The organism is Paenibacillus ottowii, from assembly GCF_050516475.1.
Lineage (GTDB): Bacteria > Bacillota > Bacilli > Paenibacillales > Paenibacillaceae > Paenibacillus > Paenibacillus ottowii.
Genome location: NZ_CP191577.1, coordinates 973,156 through 989,234, shown reverse-complemented (window position 1 = coordinate 989,234; position 16,079 = coordinate 973,156). Strand labels below are relative to the sequence as shown.

The 16,079-nt window shown below is 47.7% G+C and carries 16 protein-coding genes; 9 read left to right on the top strand and 7 right to left on the bottom strand.

Annotated features, from left to right (window positions below; all coding sequences use genetic code 11):
- Positions 1–33 precede the first annotated feature (33 nt).
- From ACQQ6X_RS04580 to ACQQ6X_RS04540, 9 genes are all read left to right on the top strand, one after another.
- Entirely contained in the window at positions 34–906 is an 873-nt protein-coding gene (locus ACQQ6X_RS04580; RefSeq protein ID WP_149033417.1) for a 3-hydroxyacyl-CoA dehydrogenase family protein, read from the top strand.
- Positions 903–2,099 carry an acetate/propionate family kinase gene (locus tag ACQQ6X_RS04575; protein ID WP_305164407.1) on the top strand — a complete coding sequence of 399 codons (1,197 nt, stop codon included), beginning with the start codon at positions 903–905 and terminating at the stop codon, positions 2,097–2,099. The genes ACQQ6X_RS04580 and ACQQ6X_RS04575 overlap by 4 nt, the downstream gene beginning before the upstream one ends.
- Positions 2,100–2,233: 134 nt before the next feature.
- On the top strand, positions 2,234–3,529 hold the full coding sequence (asnS, locus tag ACQQ6X_RS04570; protein WP_305164406.1) for an asparagine--tRNA ligase: 1,296 nt from the start codon (positions 2,234–2,236) through the stop codon (positions 3,527–3,529).
- A 3-nt stretch (positions 3,530–3,532) separates the two neighbouring features.
- Positions 3,533–4,261, top strand: coding sequence for a DnaD domain-containing protein (locus ACQQ6X_RS04565; RefSeq protein WP_305164405.1), 729 nt, complete (start codon positions 3,533–3,535; stop codon positions 4,259–4,261).
- Between the two features lie 190 nt (positions 4,262–4,451).
- On the top strand, positions 4,452–5,000 hold the full coding sequence (locus ACQQ6X_RS04560; protein WP_305165055.1) for an RNA polymerase sigma factor: 549 nt from the start codon (positions 4,452–4,454) through the stop codon (positions 4,998–5,000).
- On the top strand, positions 4,997–5,464 hold the full coding sequence (locus ACQQ6X_RS04555) for a hypothetical protein (protein ID WP_305164404.1): 468 nt from the start codon (positions 4,997–4,999) through the stop codon (positions 5,462–5,464). The genes ACQQ6X_RS04560 and ACQQ6X_RS04555 overlap by 4 nt, the downstream gene beginning before the upstream one ends.
- An 87-nt stretch (positions 5,465–5,551) precedes the next feature.
- The gene (locus tag ACQQ6X_RS04550) at positions 5,552–6,817 is read left to right on the top strand and encodes a multi-tm2 domain protein (RefSeq protein WP_305164403.1); all 1,266 of its coding nucleotides are present in this window, start codon (positions 5,552–5,554) and stop codon (positions 6,815–6,817) included.
- Position 6,818: 1 nt separating this feature from the next.
- A complete protein-coding gene (locus ACQQ6X_RS04545; protein WP_305164402.1) occupies positions 6,819–7,601 on the top strand; it encodes a hypothetical protein in 783 nt (260 codons plus the stop codon).
- A 164-nt stretch (positions 7,602–7,765) separates the two neighbouring features.
- Positions 7,766–8,377: a flavin reductase family protein gene (locus ACQQ6X_RS04540; RefSeq protein WP_305164401.1), complete on the top strand. Its 612-nt coding sequence runs from the start codon at positions 7,766–7,768 to the stop codon at positions 8,375–8,377.
- Positions 8,378–8,683: 306 nt separating this feature from the next.
- Here ACQQ6X_RS04540 and mtnB read toward each other — a convergent pair whose 3' ends face one another.
- From mtnB to ACQQ6X_RS04505, 7 genes are all read right to left on the bottom strand, one after another.
- Positions 8,684–9,340: a methylthioribulose 1-phosphate dehydratase gene (gene mtnB / locus ACQQ6X_RS04535; protein WP_305164400.1), complete on the bottom strand. Its 657-nt coding sequence runs from the start codon at positions 9,338–9,340 to the stop codon at positions 8,684–8,686.
- Positions 9,340–10,017 (bottom strand): 2-hydroxy-3-keto-5-methylthiopentenyl-1-phosphate phosphatase, encoded by a 678-nt coding sequence (locus tag ACQQ6X_RS04530; RefSeq protein WP_305164399.1) that lies wholly within the window; start codon positions 10,015–10,017, stop codon positions 9,340–9,342. The genes mtnB and ACQQ6X_RS04530 overlap by 1 nt, the downstream gene beginning before the upstream one ends.
- Complete coding sequence (locus ACQQ6X_RS04525; protein WP_305164398.1) at positions 10,014–11,225, bottom strand: 2,3-diketo-5-methylthiopentyl-1-phosphate enolase; 1,212 nt, start codon at positions 11,223–11,225, stop codon at positions 10,014–10,016. Before ACQQ6X_RS04525 ends, ACQQ6X_RS04530 begins: the two co-directional genes overlap by 4 nt.
- Entirely contained in the window at positions 11,222–12,088 is an 867-nt protein-coding gene (proC, locus tag ACQQ6X_RS04520) for a pyrroline-5-carboxylate reductase (protein WP_305164397.1), read from the bottom strand. The genes ACQQ6X_RS04525 and proC overlap by 4 nt, the downstream gene beginning before the upstream one ends.
- A 39-nt stretch (positions 12,089–12,127) precedes the next feature.
- On the bottom strand, positions 12,128–13,420 hold the full coding sequence (locus ACQQ6X_RS04515) for a glutamate-5-semialdehyde dehydrogenase (protein ID WP_305164396.1): 1,293 nt from the start codon (positions 13,418–13,420) through the stop codon (positions 12,128–12,130).
- A gap of 12 nt (positions 13,421–13,432) precedes the next feature.
- Positions 13,433–14,638 carry a glutamate 5-kinase gene (proB, locus tag ACQQ6X_RS04510; protein WP_305164395.1) on the bottom strand — a complete coding sequence of 402 codons (1,206 nt, stop codon included), beginning with the start codon at positions 14,636–14,638 and terminating at the stop codon, positions 13,433–13,435.
- Between the two features lie 241 nt (positions 14,639–14,879).
- Positions 14,880–16,061 (bottom strand): pyridoxal phosphate-dependent aminotransferase, encoded by a 1,182-nt coding sequence (locus ACQQ6X_RS04505; protein WP_305164394.1) that lies wholly within the window; start codon positions 16,059–16,061, stop codon positions 14,880–14,882.
- Positions 16,062–16,079: the final 18 nt, after the last annotated feature.

The window sequence follows — 16,079 nt, the reverse complement described above, 5'->3', positions numbered from 1 at the left end:
GAGAGTGACCAGGAAAGGGTGGAGTTAAGAACCATGCAATTTAAAAAAATCGGCGTCATTGGCGGCGGCACCATGGGACAGGGTATTTCTGAAATGCTCGCGTCCAAAGGAATCGATGTTCTGCTAGTAGAGCAGACACCAGAGAAACTAGACTACGCTTATAATATGATTGAAACAAGTCTAGATAAGCAACTCGAAAAATGGGCAATTACCCAAGCAGAGAAAAAATTAATTCTATCTCGTATTGAAAAAGTATCCCATCTAGCGGAGCTTGCTAGCTGTGACATGGTGATTGAAACCATTACAGAGAATCTGGACGAGAAGAAAGCTGTTTTCCAAGAGCTGGATCATGTGTGTCCAAGCAATATTATTCTTGCAAGTAATACATCCACGCTGAGCCTGACCGAGCTTGCTAGCTCGACCAAGTATCCAGAGCGTGTTATTGGTATGCACTTTATTTATCCAGTATCCCGTATTGATCTTGTGGAAATTATTCGTGGTTTGAAAACTTCAGACGAAACATTTGAAAACACTAAAATGTTCGTGGAAGAAATCGTGGAGAAAAAAGGAGTCATGATTTATGAATCTCCTGGCTTTGTAACTAGCCGGATTATCTGCCTCCTGATTAACGAAGCGGCTCATGTACTTCAAGAGGGTGTAGCTTCTGCGGAAGATATCGACGATGCTATGCGCATCGGCTACAACTTCCAAAACGGTCCTTTGGAAATGGCTGACCGCTTTGGTTTGGATTCCGTTCTGGCCGCTTTGGAGCGGATGTTCCGTGAATTTGGCGAACTGAAATACCGTCCGTCCATCGTCCTGAAGAAAATGGTGCGTGCAGGTAATCTGGGCGTGAAATCGGGCGAAGGTTTCTTCAAGTATGACAAGGATGGTGACCGGATATGAAAATTCTCGTAATCAACGCAGGGAGTTCTTCCCTGAAATACCAATTATATGATATGACGGACGAGTCCGTTTTGGCAAAAGGATTGGTAGAGCGTATTGGTATGGATTCCTCTATTCTGACGCATAAACCAACCAATAAGGAAGAATACACTGAAGTTAGCGAAATTTTGGAGCACACTACAGCCATCCGCAAAGTGCTGAATGCACTCACAGATGCAGAGCATGGTGTCATCTCCAGTACTAGCGAAATTCAGGCTGTGGGTCATCGTGTGGTTCATGGTGGCGAAATCTTCAAACAGTCAGCACTCGTAACACCTGAAGCGAAGAGTGAAATCCGCCGCTTGTTCGACCTGGCTCCGCTGCATAACCCGGCATCCATGATGGGGATTAAAGCGGCTGAGACGAATATGCCAGAAGTACCGCAGGTTGTGGTATTTGATACTTCATTCCATCAAACCATGCCTGAAAAAGCTTATATGTACGCCATCCCAAGAGTGTTGTACAATAAGTACAAGGTTCGTCGTTACGGTGCACACGGCACCTCCCATGACTTTGTAAGTAAGGAAGCTGCCAAATTTGTCGGCCGTCCTTTGGAAGACCTGAAGATTATCACTTGTCATATCGGTAATGGTGGTAGTGTAACAGCAGTTCAAGGCGGTTTATCCGTAGACACTTCGATGGGTATGACTCCACTAGAAGGACTTATGATGGGTACTCGTAGTGGTGATTTGGACCCAGCGATCGTGCCTTATGTCATGAACAAAGAAGAATTGACTGTCAATGAGGTCAATTCCATGCTGAATAAGCATAGTGGACTTCTAGCTATTTCTGGTATCAGCAGTGATATGCGTGAAATCACAGAAGGTATGGAAAAAGGCGAAGCTAATTCTACATTGGCATTTGAAATGTATGAATACCGTCTGCGTAAGTATATCGGTTCGTATGCTGCCGCAATGAACGGGGTAGACGTAATTGTATTTACGGCAGGCGTAGGCGAAAACTCCGTTGTTCTGCGTAAGAGAGTGTTGGAGCAACTGACATTCCTCGGCATCGAACTGGATGAATCGTTGAATGCTGTTCGTTCTGGCGAGATTCGCCGGATTACAACTGCAAACTCGAAGGTAGAAGTACTGATCATTCCAACGAACGAAGAACTGGTAATTGCCCGTGATACGTTCCGTCTGGTTCAGTAGTTCGGTCCCTAAATGTAAATTTTATACATGTGGAGCTATAGTTTAAGTTCTGCATGCACCAAACAGCGAGAGCAAACAGCCTGACCCAAGGGGAAGGGCTGTTTGATTTTCGGTTTAAAGGAGAGAAGACGGTCATGACAAATAAAAGTACGATTGCCCAAGTGGGTCGCCATGTAGGGGAAACGGTTACAATCGGCGCTTGGGTAAACAATAAGCGGTCTAGCGGTAAAATTCAGTTCCTGCAACTGCGTGATGGCAGCGGGTATATTCAAGGGGTTATCGTGAAAAGTGAAGTGTCGGAGGATATTTGGAATGACGCCAAATCCCTGACTCAAGAAAGCTCCCTCTATGTGACTGGAATCGTGCGTGAGGAGCCGCGCAGCCAATCAGGCTTTGAACTAACGGTTACAGGTATTGAAATCATTCATTTGACCGAAAACTACCCGATTACTCCCAAAGAGCACGGTGTAGACTTCCTGATGGACCATCGCCACTTGTGGCTGCGTTCCGCCAAGCAACGTGCAGTTCTGATTATCCGGGCCGAAATTATCCGGGCTGTACAGGAATTTTTCAACGGCAATGGTTTTACGAAAGTAGACCCGCCTATTTTGACTCCATCTTCTGCAGAAGGCACAACAGAGTTGTTCCATATCAAATATTTTGACGAAGATGCCTATTTGACACAAAGCGGACAGTTGTACATGGAAGCTGCGGCAATGGCGCTGGGTAAAGTGTATTCCTTTGGTCCAACCTTCCGTGCGGAAAAGTCCAAAACACGCCGTCACCTGATTGAGTTCTGGATGATCGAGCCTGAGATGGCTTTTGTGGGTCATGAAGAATCCTTGCACATTCAGGAACAATTTGTAAGCCATATCGTGCAGTCTGTTCTGAAAAATTGTGCGAAGGAGCTTGAAACCATCGGACGTGATGTTTCGAAGCTAGAGCAAATTCAAGGAGAATTCCCACGGATTACGTACGATGAGGCAATTGCCTTCCTTCAAGGTGAAGGATTCGATATCCCGTGGGGAGAAGACTTTGGTGCTCCTCATGAAACGGCTATTGCCGAAAGATATAACAAGCCTGTGTTCATTACGCACTGGCCGACTCACATTAAAGCATTCTATATGAAGCCTGATCCAGCTCGCCCAGAGGTTGTTCTGTGCGCTGATATGATCGCTCCTGAAGGGTATGGCGAAATTATCGGGGGTTCCCAACGGATTGATGATCCAGCATTGATGGAAGAACGTTTTAACGAGCATAACTTGCCACGTGAAGCTTACCAATGGTATATGGATCTGCGCACCTATGGTACCGTTCCGCATTCTGGCTTTGGATTGGGACTGGAGCGTACAGTGGCCTGGATTTGTGGACTCGATCATGTACGTGAAACAATTCCGTTCCCACGTATGCTGTATCGTTTGTATCCATAATCAATGACAGGATCATTCGACAAGACATCAGCGGCAGAATGGGCGGAGGGAGTAGCCTATGCTATGGAAACCGGAATGGTTCAAATTCCCTACGCCCTGCTCAAGCATTATCGGACGCTTCGGCTGACGGATGGTGAAATGCTGCTGCTGATGCAGTTACTTGCATTTAAACAAGCGGAACGTAATGAATTTCCGACATGGGAGCAATTGCAGGCTCGTATGGGGTGCACTGCAAATGAAATCGCACTTTATTTCAGTAAGCTCATGAAAGAAGGATTTTTGCGGATAGATTCCGTAGAAGACCACAGCTCGTCTGTGCAATTTGAACGTTATAACTTGACGGGGCTGTATCGCAAGCTGGCTGAATGTATGATCGCCGAGCGTTCAGAGCAGCACGATGAAGATGACATTTTGTTTGCCGGGAAGCCGGATTTACTGAATGGAATATCGGAATCCCCGCTTACAGAAGAACGAAATTTGTTCATGATTTTTGAGAAAGAATTCGGCCGACCATTATCACCGATGGAATACGAGACGATCAGCAGCTGGGTGGATCAAGATCGGTATCCCGAGGAGCTGATTTTGCTGGCTCTGAAGGAAGCGGTGTTTGCCGGGAAAGTACATTTCCGGTATATAGATCGCATTTTGTTAGAGTGGAGCCGAAACCGGGTCCGTAATGCTCAGGATGCGAAAGAATATGCCCAGCGATTCCGTAGTGGTGGTCGTAGTTAAAGTCATAGAACGAGCCTTTCTGGTAACCGATTTATGCATTATGACTTTCACAATGAAGTGTAAATAAGCTTTAATGATAGAGGACGCACCTTTCGAGTTGGAGGGTGTGTCCTTTTTAAATATTTTTTTTCGAAATATGCAGGGGGAGAAAATTCTCTGGCGTCTATAGTATTGGGAAGGGGAGAGCGTCATTGATATAGAGAGAATCATTGAACGAATCCGGTCTGGTGACCGGCAGGCGTTCCGTGAGATCGTAGAGCTGTACAGCAAGCATGTATTTCATGTGGCCTATTCGGTATTACATGACAGTAAGGAAGCGGAAGATGCCGCGCAGGAGGCGTTCGTTCAGGTGTACAAGTCTCTCCCCCAGTACCGGAACGAAGGTTTTAAAACGTGGCTGAGCCGAATTGCGCTCCATAAAGCGCTGGATATCAAACGCAAACAAGACAGGCGGCCCGCAGAGCTTATAGACGTGGCACAATCCCTTGTGCAGCTTCCTTCCCCGGATGAGGATGTACTGACCCGTCTCATCCGCGAAGAACAAACAGTAGAACTATCACAAAAAATCGCCCAGTTACCCGAGCAACATCGGGATATTATTCAAGCGTACTATATGCAGGGCAAAACCTACGATCAAATAGCACAAGAAACGCAGGTAGCTTTAAAAACGGTAGAGTCCAGACTCTATCGGGCACGACTATGGATTCGAAATCACTGGAAGGAGGAGGAATGGCGATGACTGAGCAACAGGATAGACCGTGGATGGAAGGGCAAACGAATGACTGGCATTCATACATTACAGGAACTTGTACGATAGAGGAATCTACTCGGCTGGAAAAGCTCTTATTAGAAGATGAACAAGCGCTAATGTTATATCTTGTTGCACTGGAGCAATTAGAGCCGGCACTGGAAGAATACTCTGCCTGGATGGATACGGAACGCTTCACAGATCAGGTAATGGCCGTTCTTCCCGATATAGAAGTGCCGGGTCAAGTTGGGTTCAAAAAACGCCGCTGGTTTGAAAAACCTGTGTTTCATTATGTTGTTGCGGCAAGCCTGACGTTGATCTTGCTATCTAGTGGAGCCTTTGACAAAATGATGCCGCATTCAGGCGGAAAGCAGATGCCTCCCAATGAACGCGTGTCTTACAGCGAAGAAGTCATGCAAGCTACGACAACCTGGCTCGATAAATTAAAACCCTGAATAAATGAAAGGGTAAGATGAACAAGTTTAAACCAGCCTTCAGCTGGACATTTATCAAGTTCTCATAAATAGAAAGGAAGTGTAGCAATGCCTTATACGGAACGAAGCAAGCTCTTGGCATTTCTATTGAACATCATTCCAGGTGTAGGACACTATTACTGGACCAGAAAAGCCAATGCGTTTGTATATACTATTTTGTTTTTCGGATTTCTGGCTGGAGGATTATTTTTTTCAGTAGTGTCAAGGGATGGAACGCCTTTTCTGGGAAGTATACTTGTTGCTGCTCTTTTGTGGGGACTTAGTATGCTGCATATTGTGATTAGCTTGTTACGTTATGATCCTCGTGCAGTTGCTGCTCCATATCCCCCTCATATAGGACCCAATCCATATGGCTTTTACTCGCAAAGAGGACCTTATGGAGAGACTGGTTTAACAGGAGAGGTACCAGAGGGGGCAACGGACACAGGCACAAATGTCCCGGGAGCGGGTATGGGATCTGGCCCAGACCATAACCATTATCAACAAGGATACTATGGTATGGCAGGATCACCTGCTTTTCAAAAAGGATCAGACAATGAACGATTTTTCACGATTTTGCTGTCATTTATTCCTGGATTGGGACACCTTCATTTGGGGCTGATGCAGCGTGGTTTGTCTTTTTTACTATCCTTCTTTGGCTTTGGAGCGATTCTCGTTTTTATTACCAGCATTACGAATGAATCCGGATTTTTGGCGTTTGCGGGCGTGTTGCCGATTATTTGGCTGTATTGTATGTTTGATGCGGTGCAGCATGTACACCGCAAACAAGCCGGAGACATTCTTCAGGATCGGACTTTGTTTGAGGAACTGGAGCATGGAAGAGTTGAGGGACGGCGTAGTAAAATGCTGGCCACCATTTTATCGGTATTTCCCGGTGCCGGGCATATGTATATTGGTTTGCAAAAACGTGGGCTCCAGCTCATGCTACTATTTTTAGGATTTATCTATATACTGGACGTGCTACACCTTTCACTCTTTTTGTTCCTCATTCCAGTGGTCTGGTTTTACAGCTTTTTTGATGCGTTGCAGCAGGTAAGCCGTTATGGACGGGAGCAGCTGGTCGACAAGCCTGTGATCGGTATGTTTGCTCAATATCACCGCTGGGTAGGCTTAGGACTGCTTCTGCTGGGTGCATACTATATCCTAATTAACGTACTTGTTCCAACACTGGATCGCCTGTTCCCGGATGAACGAATTTACAACATAGTTGACATGTATTTAAGAACCATTATTGTCTCGCTCCTATTAATTGGCGGCGGTGTTTGGATGATGATTGGCAATTCCAAATCTAAGCGAGCAAAGGAGAAACGATAAAATGGATACTGAATTTTCAAAGAGTGAGGCTTCCTTTAAGGGAGCCCATCACTCTCAAAACGACATGACTGGTGCAACAGGCATATTGGGCACTTTATCTCATAAGAATGGTACCTCTAAGAACTCCAACGCGCCAACAGGCGTATGGAAAGTCGGAAGACTGTCCATGGGACTGTTCTTGGTGCTGCTGGGCGGCGTAATGTTTGCCTCCAAGTTTTGGGGAGCAGGCATACTGGATCAGGCGCTAACCTGGTGGCCTGTCGTATTTGTTTTGCTGGGACTGGAAATTTTAATGTATACTGCCTGGAAAGGGACACGTGAGCGCATTCGATATGATGTGTTCAGCATGTTTATTACGGCGGTATTGGTTTTTTGTTGTATTGGATTTGCGCTGGTTAGTTCATTAGGGATCACTCCGCAAGTTAGAGAAATAATGAGTTCGGTACAGGAAACAAGGATTCTTCCAGATTGGCATGAAAAGCTGCCTGCCGGAGTGACCAAGGTGATTGTGCAGGGTGAAGACCCTTATGCAGTTAAAATTGACGCAACCACCTCACCGGAGGTGCATGTGTTCGGGAGTTATGTATATACAGGCAATGAGGAGGATTTCAAAGGAACGGAACTGTATCAGACAAAGCAAATTGGAGATACACTATATGTACTTCTCAGCCAGGTTCCCACACGTTTTATGCAAACACATCATCAGCTGGACGTTACCATTGCTGTGCCTGAGGGAATAGTGGTTACTGTGCGTGACAGTCAGGGAAATGTGATTGAAAAATAGAGAGTGCTTCCAGCTTCAGCTTTACATTTTGTATTATACGCGCGATACTTGTTAGGGAGCCTGGGTTTTCAGCTATGTCACTAGTTCAAAGATATAGTTGCTTATCAGGCGTAATTTGATGATATGCATTCGAAGAGCGGATGTAACCGGAAAAGAGGGAAAAAATGATTTCACTGAATCCTGACACACTTACAGAGCGTGAAAATTATAAGCTGTTGACCGGAAGTATTATCCCAAGGCCGGTAGCGTTTGTTACGACTTTGAGCAGCGAAGGGGTGCTGAATGGTGCTCCGTTCAGTTATTTTTCCATCGTTGCCGCCGAGCCGCCACTGCTGTCTGTATCCGTACAGCGTGTTGATGGAGTTTCCAAAGATACAGCACGTAATGCGATAGAGCATAAGGCTTTTGTCGTACATATTACAGATGAAGACAACGTCGGGGCGGTGAATGTGACGGCTTCCCGTCTGTCGCCGGAGGAGAGTGAGGTTGCACTGGCAGGTCTCACCCCGATCCAGAGTACAAAAATCGCCGTTCCGGGTGTAACTGAGGCGAAGATTCGCATGGAATGTATTTTGGAGAAAGTGATCCCGCTGGGAGGCAAGGAGAACACACCTGCCTGTGATCTATTAATTGGTCGCGTAGTGCAGTATCATTTGTCGGAGGAAGCGTACCAAAATACATATGTGATTGCCAAGGAGTTGCGTCCGGTGAGTCGATTGGCCGGGAATAACTATGCGAAGCTAGGAGAGCAATTCACGCTGGAGCGTCCCCAATAGGGGACGTTTTTTTACGATATTGAATTTAAGGATTTATTAGGGAAAAGGAAATATTCGATATGGTGTAGAATTATCTTTCAAAACCCTCTCTCCGAGCATGCATCAGTTGCTTTTCTAAATGTAATATCATATCTTCTAAAACTTTACTCACCTGATCACCTCAACTCATTTTTATCTTGCCAGTGGGCTAGAACCCTTTTGAAATAAAAAAGAGAACGTACCGTGCTTTCGCTAGGCTCCGTTCCCGAAATTTGATGACCACTTTTTATAGTTCACCGATATGCATCTTTAATATTTACATGTTATTCATTTCAAAGCTTTTAGCAGCAGGGAGCGATAGGTCGTTTCAAACAGAAACTCAAACGCCTCCAGATGCTTTTTAGCTTCAAACACATCACGCCCCCACGCATAAATACCGTGATTACGTAATAAAATCCCTGGAACCTGATCATTCAGCACGCCCGGCACCAGCTTGGCAATCGAGGCGATATCAGCATAATTGGGCAGCACGGGAATCTGAATGGCGGCATTTTCCTCCCAAATGTTAAAAGCTTTAATGAGCTCGATGCCTTGTACAGGTACAAAGCCCTGCTCGCCGTAATATTCAGAAATCAGGTTGTTAAACACGGTATGCACATGAAAAACCGCTCCACAGCCTGTCAATCGGTAAATTTCGCAATGGATGAGCGTTTCTGCACTTGGCTTGAGGTTTGTGGCTTCTGCTGCTTTTCCGTATTGATTTACAAACAGAAAATCCTCAGGAGTGCGCTTGGTTTTATCCTTGCCGCTAGCGGTGACTGCAAAATAAAATTGTTCAGGATGAAAATCACCAATTCGGATCGACAAATTGCCGCTTGTGCCTAGGAACCAGTTGCGCGAGGCGAATAGCTCCTTGACATCAGCAAGTTCTTCCAGAGCACGGCGTTTTTCCTCGAATGAAATGTCTGCCAGGTTAAAACTCATTACAGTACCCCCTGCTCCTGTTTTTGCTTTAAATCCTTGATAATATCGTCAAATGTCTCAAAGGGTACATGTGGTACACCAAGCTCTTGACACTTTAAAGTCAGATGCGAGCGGGAGTACACGAAGTCGGCAATTTTGGCTCCTTCAAAATCGGTCAGGCTGTCGCCAATCAAAATCCGTTCGTATTGCTCGGGAGGGTATTGACGAATGACGGTTGTTTTGCACATGCCGCAGTCATTTTTACACGGTTCCTCACATTGATGCGGCCACGTTATCTGGATGTGATCCCCCGAAAAATCCGCTCCATTGCAATAAATGTGTTTGTGTGGAATATTAAACGGTTTTAGCAATGGATCAATAAAAAAGTCAATGCCGCCGCTAGTAACGAAAAATTCAATCTGCTGCTCTCGGACAAAGTCCAAAAAGCGTGCAAAGCCCTCACGTATACCCGCTTGTCCAAGTACATAGGAGATAATTTCGTCCTTTTGCTCTGAAGGCATGAGGGCAAACATCGCCCCTACACCTTCACGAATGGACATATGTCCGTTCACAATTTGATGCATGATAGGTTCATAGCCCGCAGGCTGAAAATGCTTCATTATAGCGACAATATTGTCGCTGTTTGTAATGGTCCCGTCAAAATCGCAAAAAATGACGGGCTTCTTTGTAGTGCTCATCGTTCGCCTCCCCACGTGTCGAGCGCAGATTGCAGCTCAGGATGAGTACGGGCGTATTGTGCCAGCGGGACATTTTGCTGGACCGCTTCAATCGCTTGTACAAAGGCGCGGCCACCAGCTTCTGTCCCCAGTGGATGTCCGTGAATACCGCCCCCAGCGTTAACCACCACATCGGTACCAAAGTCGCGTACAATGAGCGGTACCAGCCCTGGGTGAATCCCTGCGGAAGGGACAGGCATGCTGGCCTTCAGCGGTGAATCAAGGGTGATCAGTTCGTCGCGGATCGCCATGTTCTCCTCACGTGGCATCGTCACGGAGCCGTAGGGAGAAGGGAAGAGAACAAGGTCAGCGCCAGCCAGACGCATAAGCTGACCGAGCAGGACGGACGCCGATATGCCGTAATGAGGCGATGGGTAAGCAGCACCCGCTAATGAAGGATGGGCTGCAATTGGCACTGAGATGGCGGGATCGCTGCTAAGTTCATGCAGCACATCATAACCGTAGGCCAGCACGTTAAACAGTAACGCGTTCGCGCCTGCGTCGATAGCCTTGAGGGCTTGCGCCTTGAGCTGCGAGGTTGGACCGGTTAAATTAGCGGCATACAGCAGCTTTTTACCAGTTTCACGCTCAGCCGCTTCAGCGGCCCGGATACAGGCTTCAACACGTTTTTCAATCGGCGTCAGCGCATTTTCAAATAAGATCTCGTCGTCCTTGATCAGATCGACGCCGCCGAGAGCCTGACGGGTAAACTGTTCACGCAGTTCGTCCAAGTTGAGCCCAATCACGGATTTGAAAATGCTCATAAGCAGAGGTCGATCATACACGCCAAGCTGATCGCGCAAGCCGCTGATACCAAATTTCGGTCCCGAAAAAGCAGAGAGGAAGGCTTCCGAGAAACCCAGCTTCGTCAGCTTAATTCGGCCGTCCATTGAAATTTTGCCGAAGACCGTAACCAGCAAAGCGGGGATATCTCGGCTGAAATTGACATCCGGGTAAGCGATGGTCAGGTCGGCGTACCGCTCACCAGGGCCTCCATCGTGAATATCTACAGATTGAACAGAACCAAGGTGTTTTTGCATCGCAGCCCGCTTGGCCTGAGGGAGCTCAGTCCAGCTGCCCACCGTCATGCCGATGGCAATTGATTGGGCCTTTTGGTTAAAATCAGCTCTGTCATCGTATACTCGGTAGGTCGCCAGGCAATAGCTCATTCAATTCCCTCCTTAAGTACAGCTCCCATCTCACGGGATCGTTCAGCACACCGCTGCACCGCCGCAATCACCGTTTCGTAGAAGTCACCTTTGTCCAGTGTTTCCAATGCAGCTACCGTGGAGCCGTTAGGAGACATGATTTTGTGGCGAAGAGCAGAAGGCTCCTCTCCAGTTTGCTGTACCATGCGTGCTGCTCCAAGCGCAGTTTGCACCGTTAATTCGTGTGCTTGTTCAGGAGTCAAGCCACCGCGGATTCCCCCGGCGATCATGGCTTCCATTAAGTAGTAGACATAGGCAGGGCCGCTTCCGGAAATGCCAGTCAATATATCCATTTTCTCTTCTTCTATAACCGTTACCGTACCTACAGATTCGAATATCGTAAGCACGTTTTTACGCTGACTTTCGCTGATCTCCTTAGAAAAGCTGATGCCTGTGGCACCGAGTCCAATCGAGCTGGACGTATTAGGCATCGTCCGCGCGATGGGCTGCTTGCGACCCAGCAATGTTTGCATAGTGCGAATAGACAATCCGGCGATGACTGAAATGATCAGCTGTTCATCTGACAGGAGGGGGCCGAGCTGTCCAAGGGCCTTGGCAGCGTCTTTAGGTTTCATGGCAAGCACGATCACTGGAGAATGACGCAGCAGTTCCGTTTTGGCGGCTTCTTCAGTTTGGAATAATACTCCGTATTGCTGCTGAAGTTCTTCAAGACGAGCCTGATTACTGCGGTTGATGACGGTAATCCCGTCACGTTTGACGACAGAACGATTCGTCATCCCACGAATAATAGCCTCTGCCATTGAGCCTGCTCCGAAAAACGTAATTTGTTCGTTAATTAACACCTTTGTTTGTGATTCACACATGGATTCATAACCTCCAAAATTACGGATTGATTTATGATATTATTCCCTGATTTGTCCAGTACCGTACACGCGGTATTTGGTTGAAGTCAAGGCAGGCAACCCCATTGGGCCACGGGCATGTAATTTTTGTGTGCTGATTCCGATCTCGGCACCAAATCCAAACTCAAAGCCATCCGTGAAGCGGGTGGATGCATTGTGGTACACAGCTGCCGCGTCCACTTCTTGCAGAAAACGCTCAGCATGAGCTGTATCCTCGGTGACGATACACTCTGAATGCATCGTACCATAACGGGCAATATGCTCCAGTACTTCGTCCAAATGGTTTACGACTTTGACATTCAAAATGTAATCATTGTACTCGGTGCCATAATCCTCTTCCGTAGCAGGAACAGCCCAAGGAACCAGTTCTTGTGTCCGCGCACAACCGCGCAGCTCAACCCCGGCATTACGGAAACGTTCTGCTAATTCTGTTAAATGTGCTTGTGCATAATCCGAGTGCACAAGCAATGTTTCCATCGAGTTGCATACAGACGGTCTTTGCACCTTGGCGTTGAGTGTAATGGCTTCGGCCATTTCTGCATTCGCTGTTGCGTCCAGGAATGTATGGCATACGCCAGCCCCTGTTTCGATGACAGGCACGGTAGCGTTCTGAACAACATTTTGAATGAGTGAACGCCCGCCGCGTGGAATAATCACATCCAGCAAGCCATTCAACGTAAGCATTTCGTTGACAGAGGCACGGTCTGAATCCTCAATAAGTTGAAGTGCTTCGCGCGGCACGGCTGTGGCGTCTAGCGCTTGCTGGAGCACTTCAATAATTTTGCGATTGGAGGAGAGAGCAGCCGAACCGCCGCGCAGCACAACCGGATTGCCTGTTTTCAAGCACAGACCCGCAGCATCCACAGTCACATTTGGACGTGCTTCATATATAATGCCAATGACACCTAGTGGAACACGTATTTTTTCAATTCGCAGACCGTTGGGACGTTCAATTTGCTCAAGCGTATCACCGACCGGATCAGGTAGCACAGCAATCTGGCGTAATCCTTCGGCGATAGCTCCGATTCGCTCCTCGGTCAGCTTGAGGCGGTCGAGCAGCGATTCCGACGTTCCCAGTTCCTTTCCACGTTTCAGGTCCATTTGATTCGCTGCAATCAGCTCCTCCGTATGGTTCACTAGAGCTTCAGCCATAGCAAGCAATGCTTCATTTTTTTGGGCTGTAGTCAGTCGGTTCATAATGATGGCACTTTTTTTCGCGAGACTTGCTTTGGTTCGTACTTCACTGAACTGGTTTTTTTCTGTTTTTGCTGTGTTTGTCGTTAAATCACTCATAATATGGCCTCCCTACATACATAATGTAATCCATTCGTCCCTGTGGATCACCTCAAGCCGGTGAATAGGGCCAATTTTGCCCACAACCTCGCCGCTGGGTAAACCTTGTACGATTCGAAGCTGTTCATCATCATAATTTACGATGCCGCGTCCTAATATCTTATTTTCCGGTCCCAGCACCTCAACGACATCTCCGGCATGAAAGCTGCCCTCGACACGGCGTACGCCGACCGGAAGCAGGCTATGCCCTCCGTGTACCAACGCCTCCTCGGCTCCTTGGTCTACATGCACCGAGCCAAGAGGGGTGGACATAAATCCAAGCCATTGTTTTTTCATCGGCAGTGAAGACAGGTGAGTATCAAAATAAGTGCCCGGTCCATGCCCTGCGACGGCTGCGTCCAAATCGCCATTCTCACTTACGCGACCCACATATACAGGCACACCTCCGCGTGTAGCTACTTTAGCAGCCTCGATTTTGGATCGCATGCCGCCAGTTCCTACTGCTGATCCGGAACCTCCGGCTAATGCATAAATCTCCTCTGTAATTTCCTCGATACGTTCAAAACGTACGGCATTCGGATGCTTGCGCGGGTCTGCCGTATATACGCCATCGGTATCCGTAATGATAATCAAATGCTGGGCCTTGACCAGATTAGCAACTAGCGCAGACAGCATATCGTTATCACCGAATTTCAATTCGTCAATCGATACGGTGTCATTTTCGTTAAAAATCGGGATAACCTGCTGGCGCAGCAATTCTTCTACGGTCATTCCGGCATTGTTCATCCGTTTGCGGCTCAAGAAGTCACTACGGGTCAGCAGAACCTGCGCGATCACGAGGTCAAAATTTTTAAAAGCCTGCTCATAGGCTTGCATGAGAAGAGCTTGGCCTACGGCAGCGGCCGCTTGCTTTTCATGCAGCAGTTTGGGCCGGAAAGGATACCCAATTTCCCGGAACCCGGCGGCTACAGCGCCTGAAGTAACCAGTAGCACTTCATGGCCTTTTGCACGAAGCAAGCTGATTTCCCTAGCAAAATAAGCGATGGCTTCCCGATTCAGACCACCTTCCACTCCAGTCAGGGAGCTGCTGCCGATTTTAATGACGATACGTGTTGACAAGATGTCCACTTCCTTAATTTTACTCTTTTTAATGCAAAAAAACTTCCATCCTTTGTATACAAAGGACGAAAGTTTGTGCTTCCGCGGTACCACCTTCATTGATGATTCATGATCATCCCACTTGAACCCTGTTAACGGCAGGAACCGCCTGATTGCGCAGGGCGCTCGGGGGTAGGAGTTGGGAGAGAGTCCAGGTAAATTCTTGCAGCCTATCGGAATTTACTCTCTGAACAGGACTGAGCCTCTCTTAATAGTCCCTTCAACGCGCTAAATGATATTGGATACAGAATACCACGAAAAGACCAGGTTTGGCAAAGAAGTTGTAGCTGGAAAATACGGCTTAACCAAACAGGTTTAGCTTGCCGATTCGATCAGCCGCCTCGGCGAGACGAGCTTCTGAGCTCAGAAGCCCTGCTCGTACATATCCTTCGCCGCCGCTACCGAACCCAACCCCTGGAGCGACAGCTACCTTGGCTTCACGCAGCAGCAGATCCGCAAAGGAAGCCGAAGTATAGCCCTGCGGCACAGGCAACCAGCTGAAGAAGGAGCCGCTTGGACGCGTCGCCTTCCAGCCTATTTGCCCAAGGGCATCATAAAAAGCGTTACGGCGTGATTCATAGCGAGCCACCAGCTCGGTTACGCATTCCTGTGAGGACGTCAGGGCTGTCGCCGCTGCTGCCTGAATGCCGCCAAACAGGCTGACATAAATATGGTCCTGTAGCAAATTAATCAGCGAAATGATTTTGGCATTACCGAGCGCGAAACCAACACGCCAGCCTGCCATATTGTATGTTTTGGACAAGGTATAGAACTCAATCCCCACATCCTTAGCCCCCTCGGCCTGAAGGAAGCTTACAGGCCGCTTGCCATCGAATCCAATAGCGCCATAGGCAAAATCACTGGCAACCACAATACCGTTACGTAGCGCAAATTCAACCGTTTCCTCGTATAAGGAAAGTGGAGCAGTCGCCGAAGTCGGATTATTCGGATAGTTAAGGAACATTAATTTGGCGCGGCGGCGATCTTCTTCGGCAATGGCTTCGTAATCGGGCAGGAAACGGTTCTCTTCCTTTAAGGGGAGGAAGGACATTTCCGCTTTAGCCAAGGCTACGCCAGACCAGTAATCGGGGTAACCGGGATCAGGGACGAGACACACATCGCCGGGATTGAGCAGAACTTGCGGTAGCTGAACCAAGCCTGTTTTTCCGCCAAACAGGATGGCGACCTCGCTTTCCGGGTCAAGCGTTACACCGTAATCCTCCTGATAGCGCTGGACAATGGCTTCTTTGAGAAAGCTGTAACCGCGAAAAGGTGAATACTTATGATATAGCGGGTTATCCGCCGATTCCTGCAAAGCTTTAACAATATGAGAAGGAGTGGGAGTATCCGGGTTTCCCTGGCCAAGATTAATGACATCATGCCCTGCTGCAATTTCACGGTTTACATTTTGTACAAGTGTGGCAAAAAATTGAGTGGGTAACTGTTTCATGATGTCAGCGGAGGGAATAGAAAAATGAGTCATCCATGCACACGACCTTTT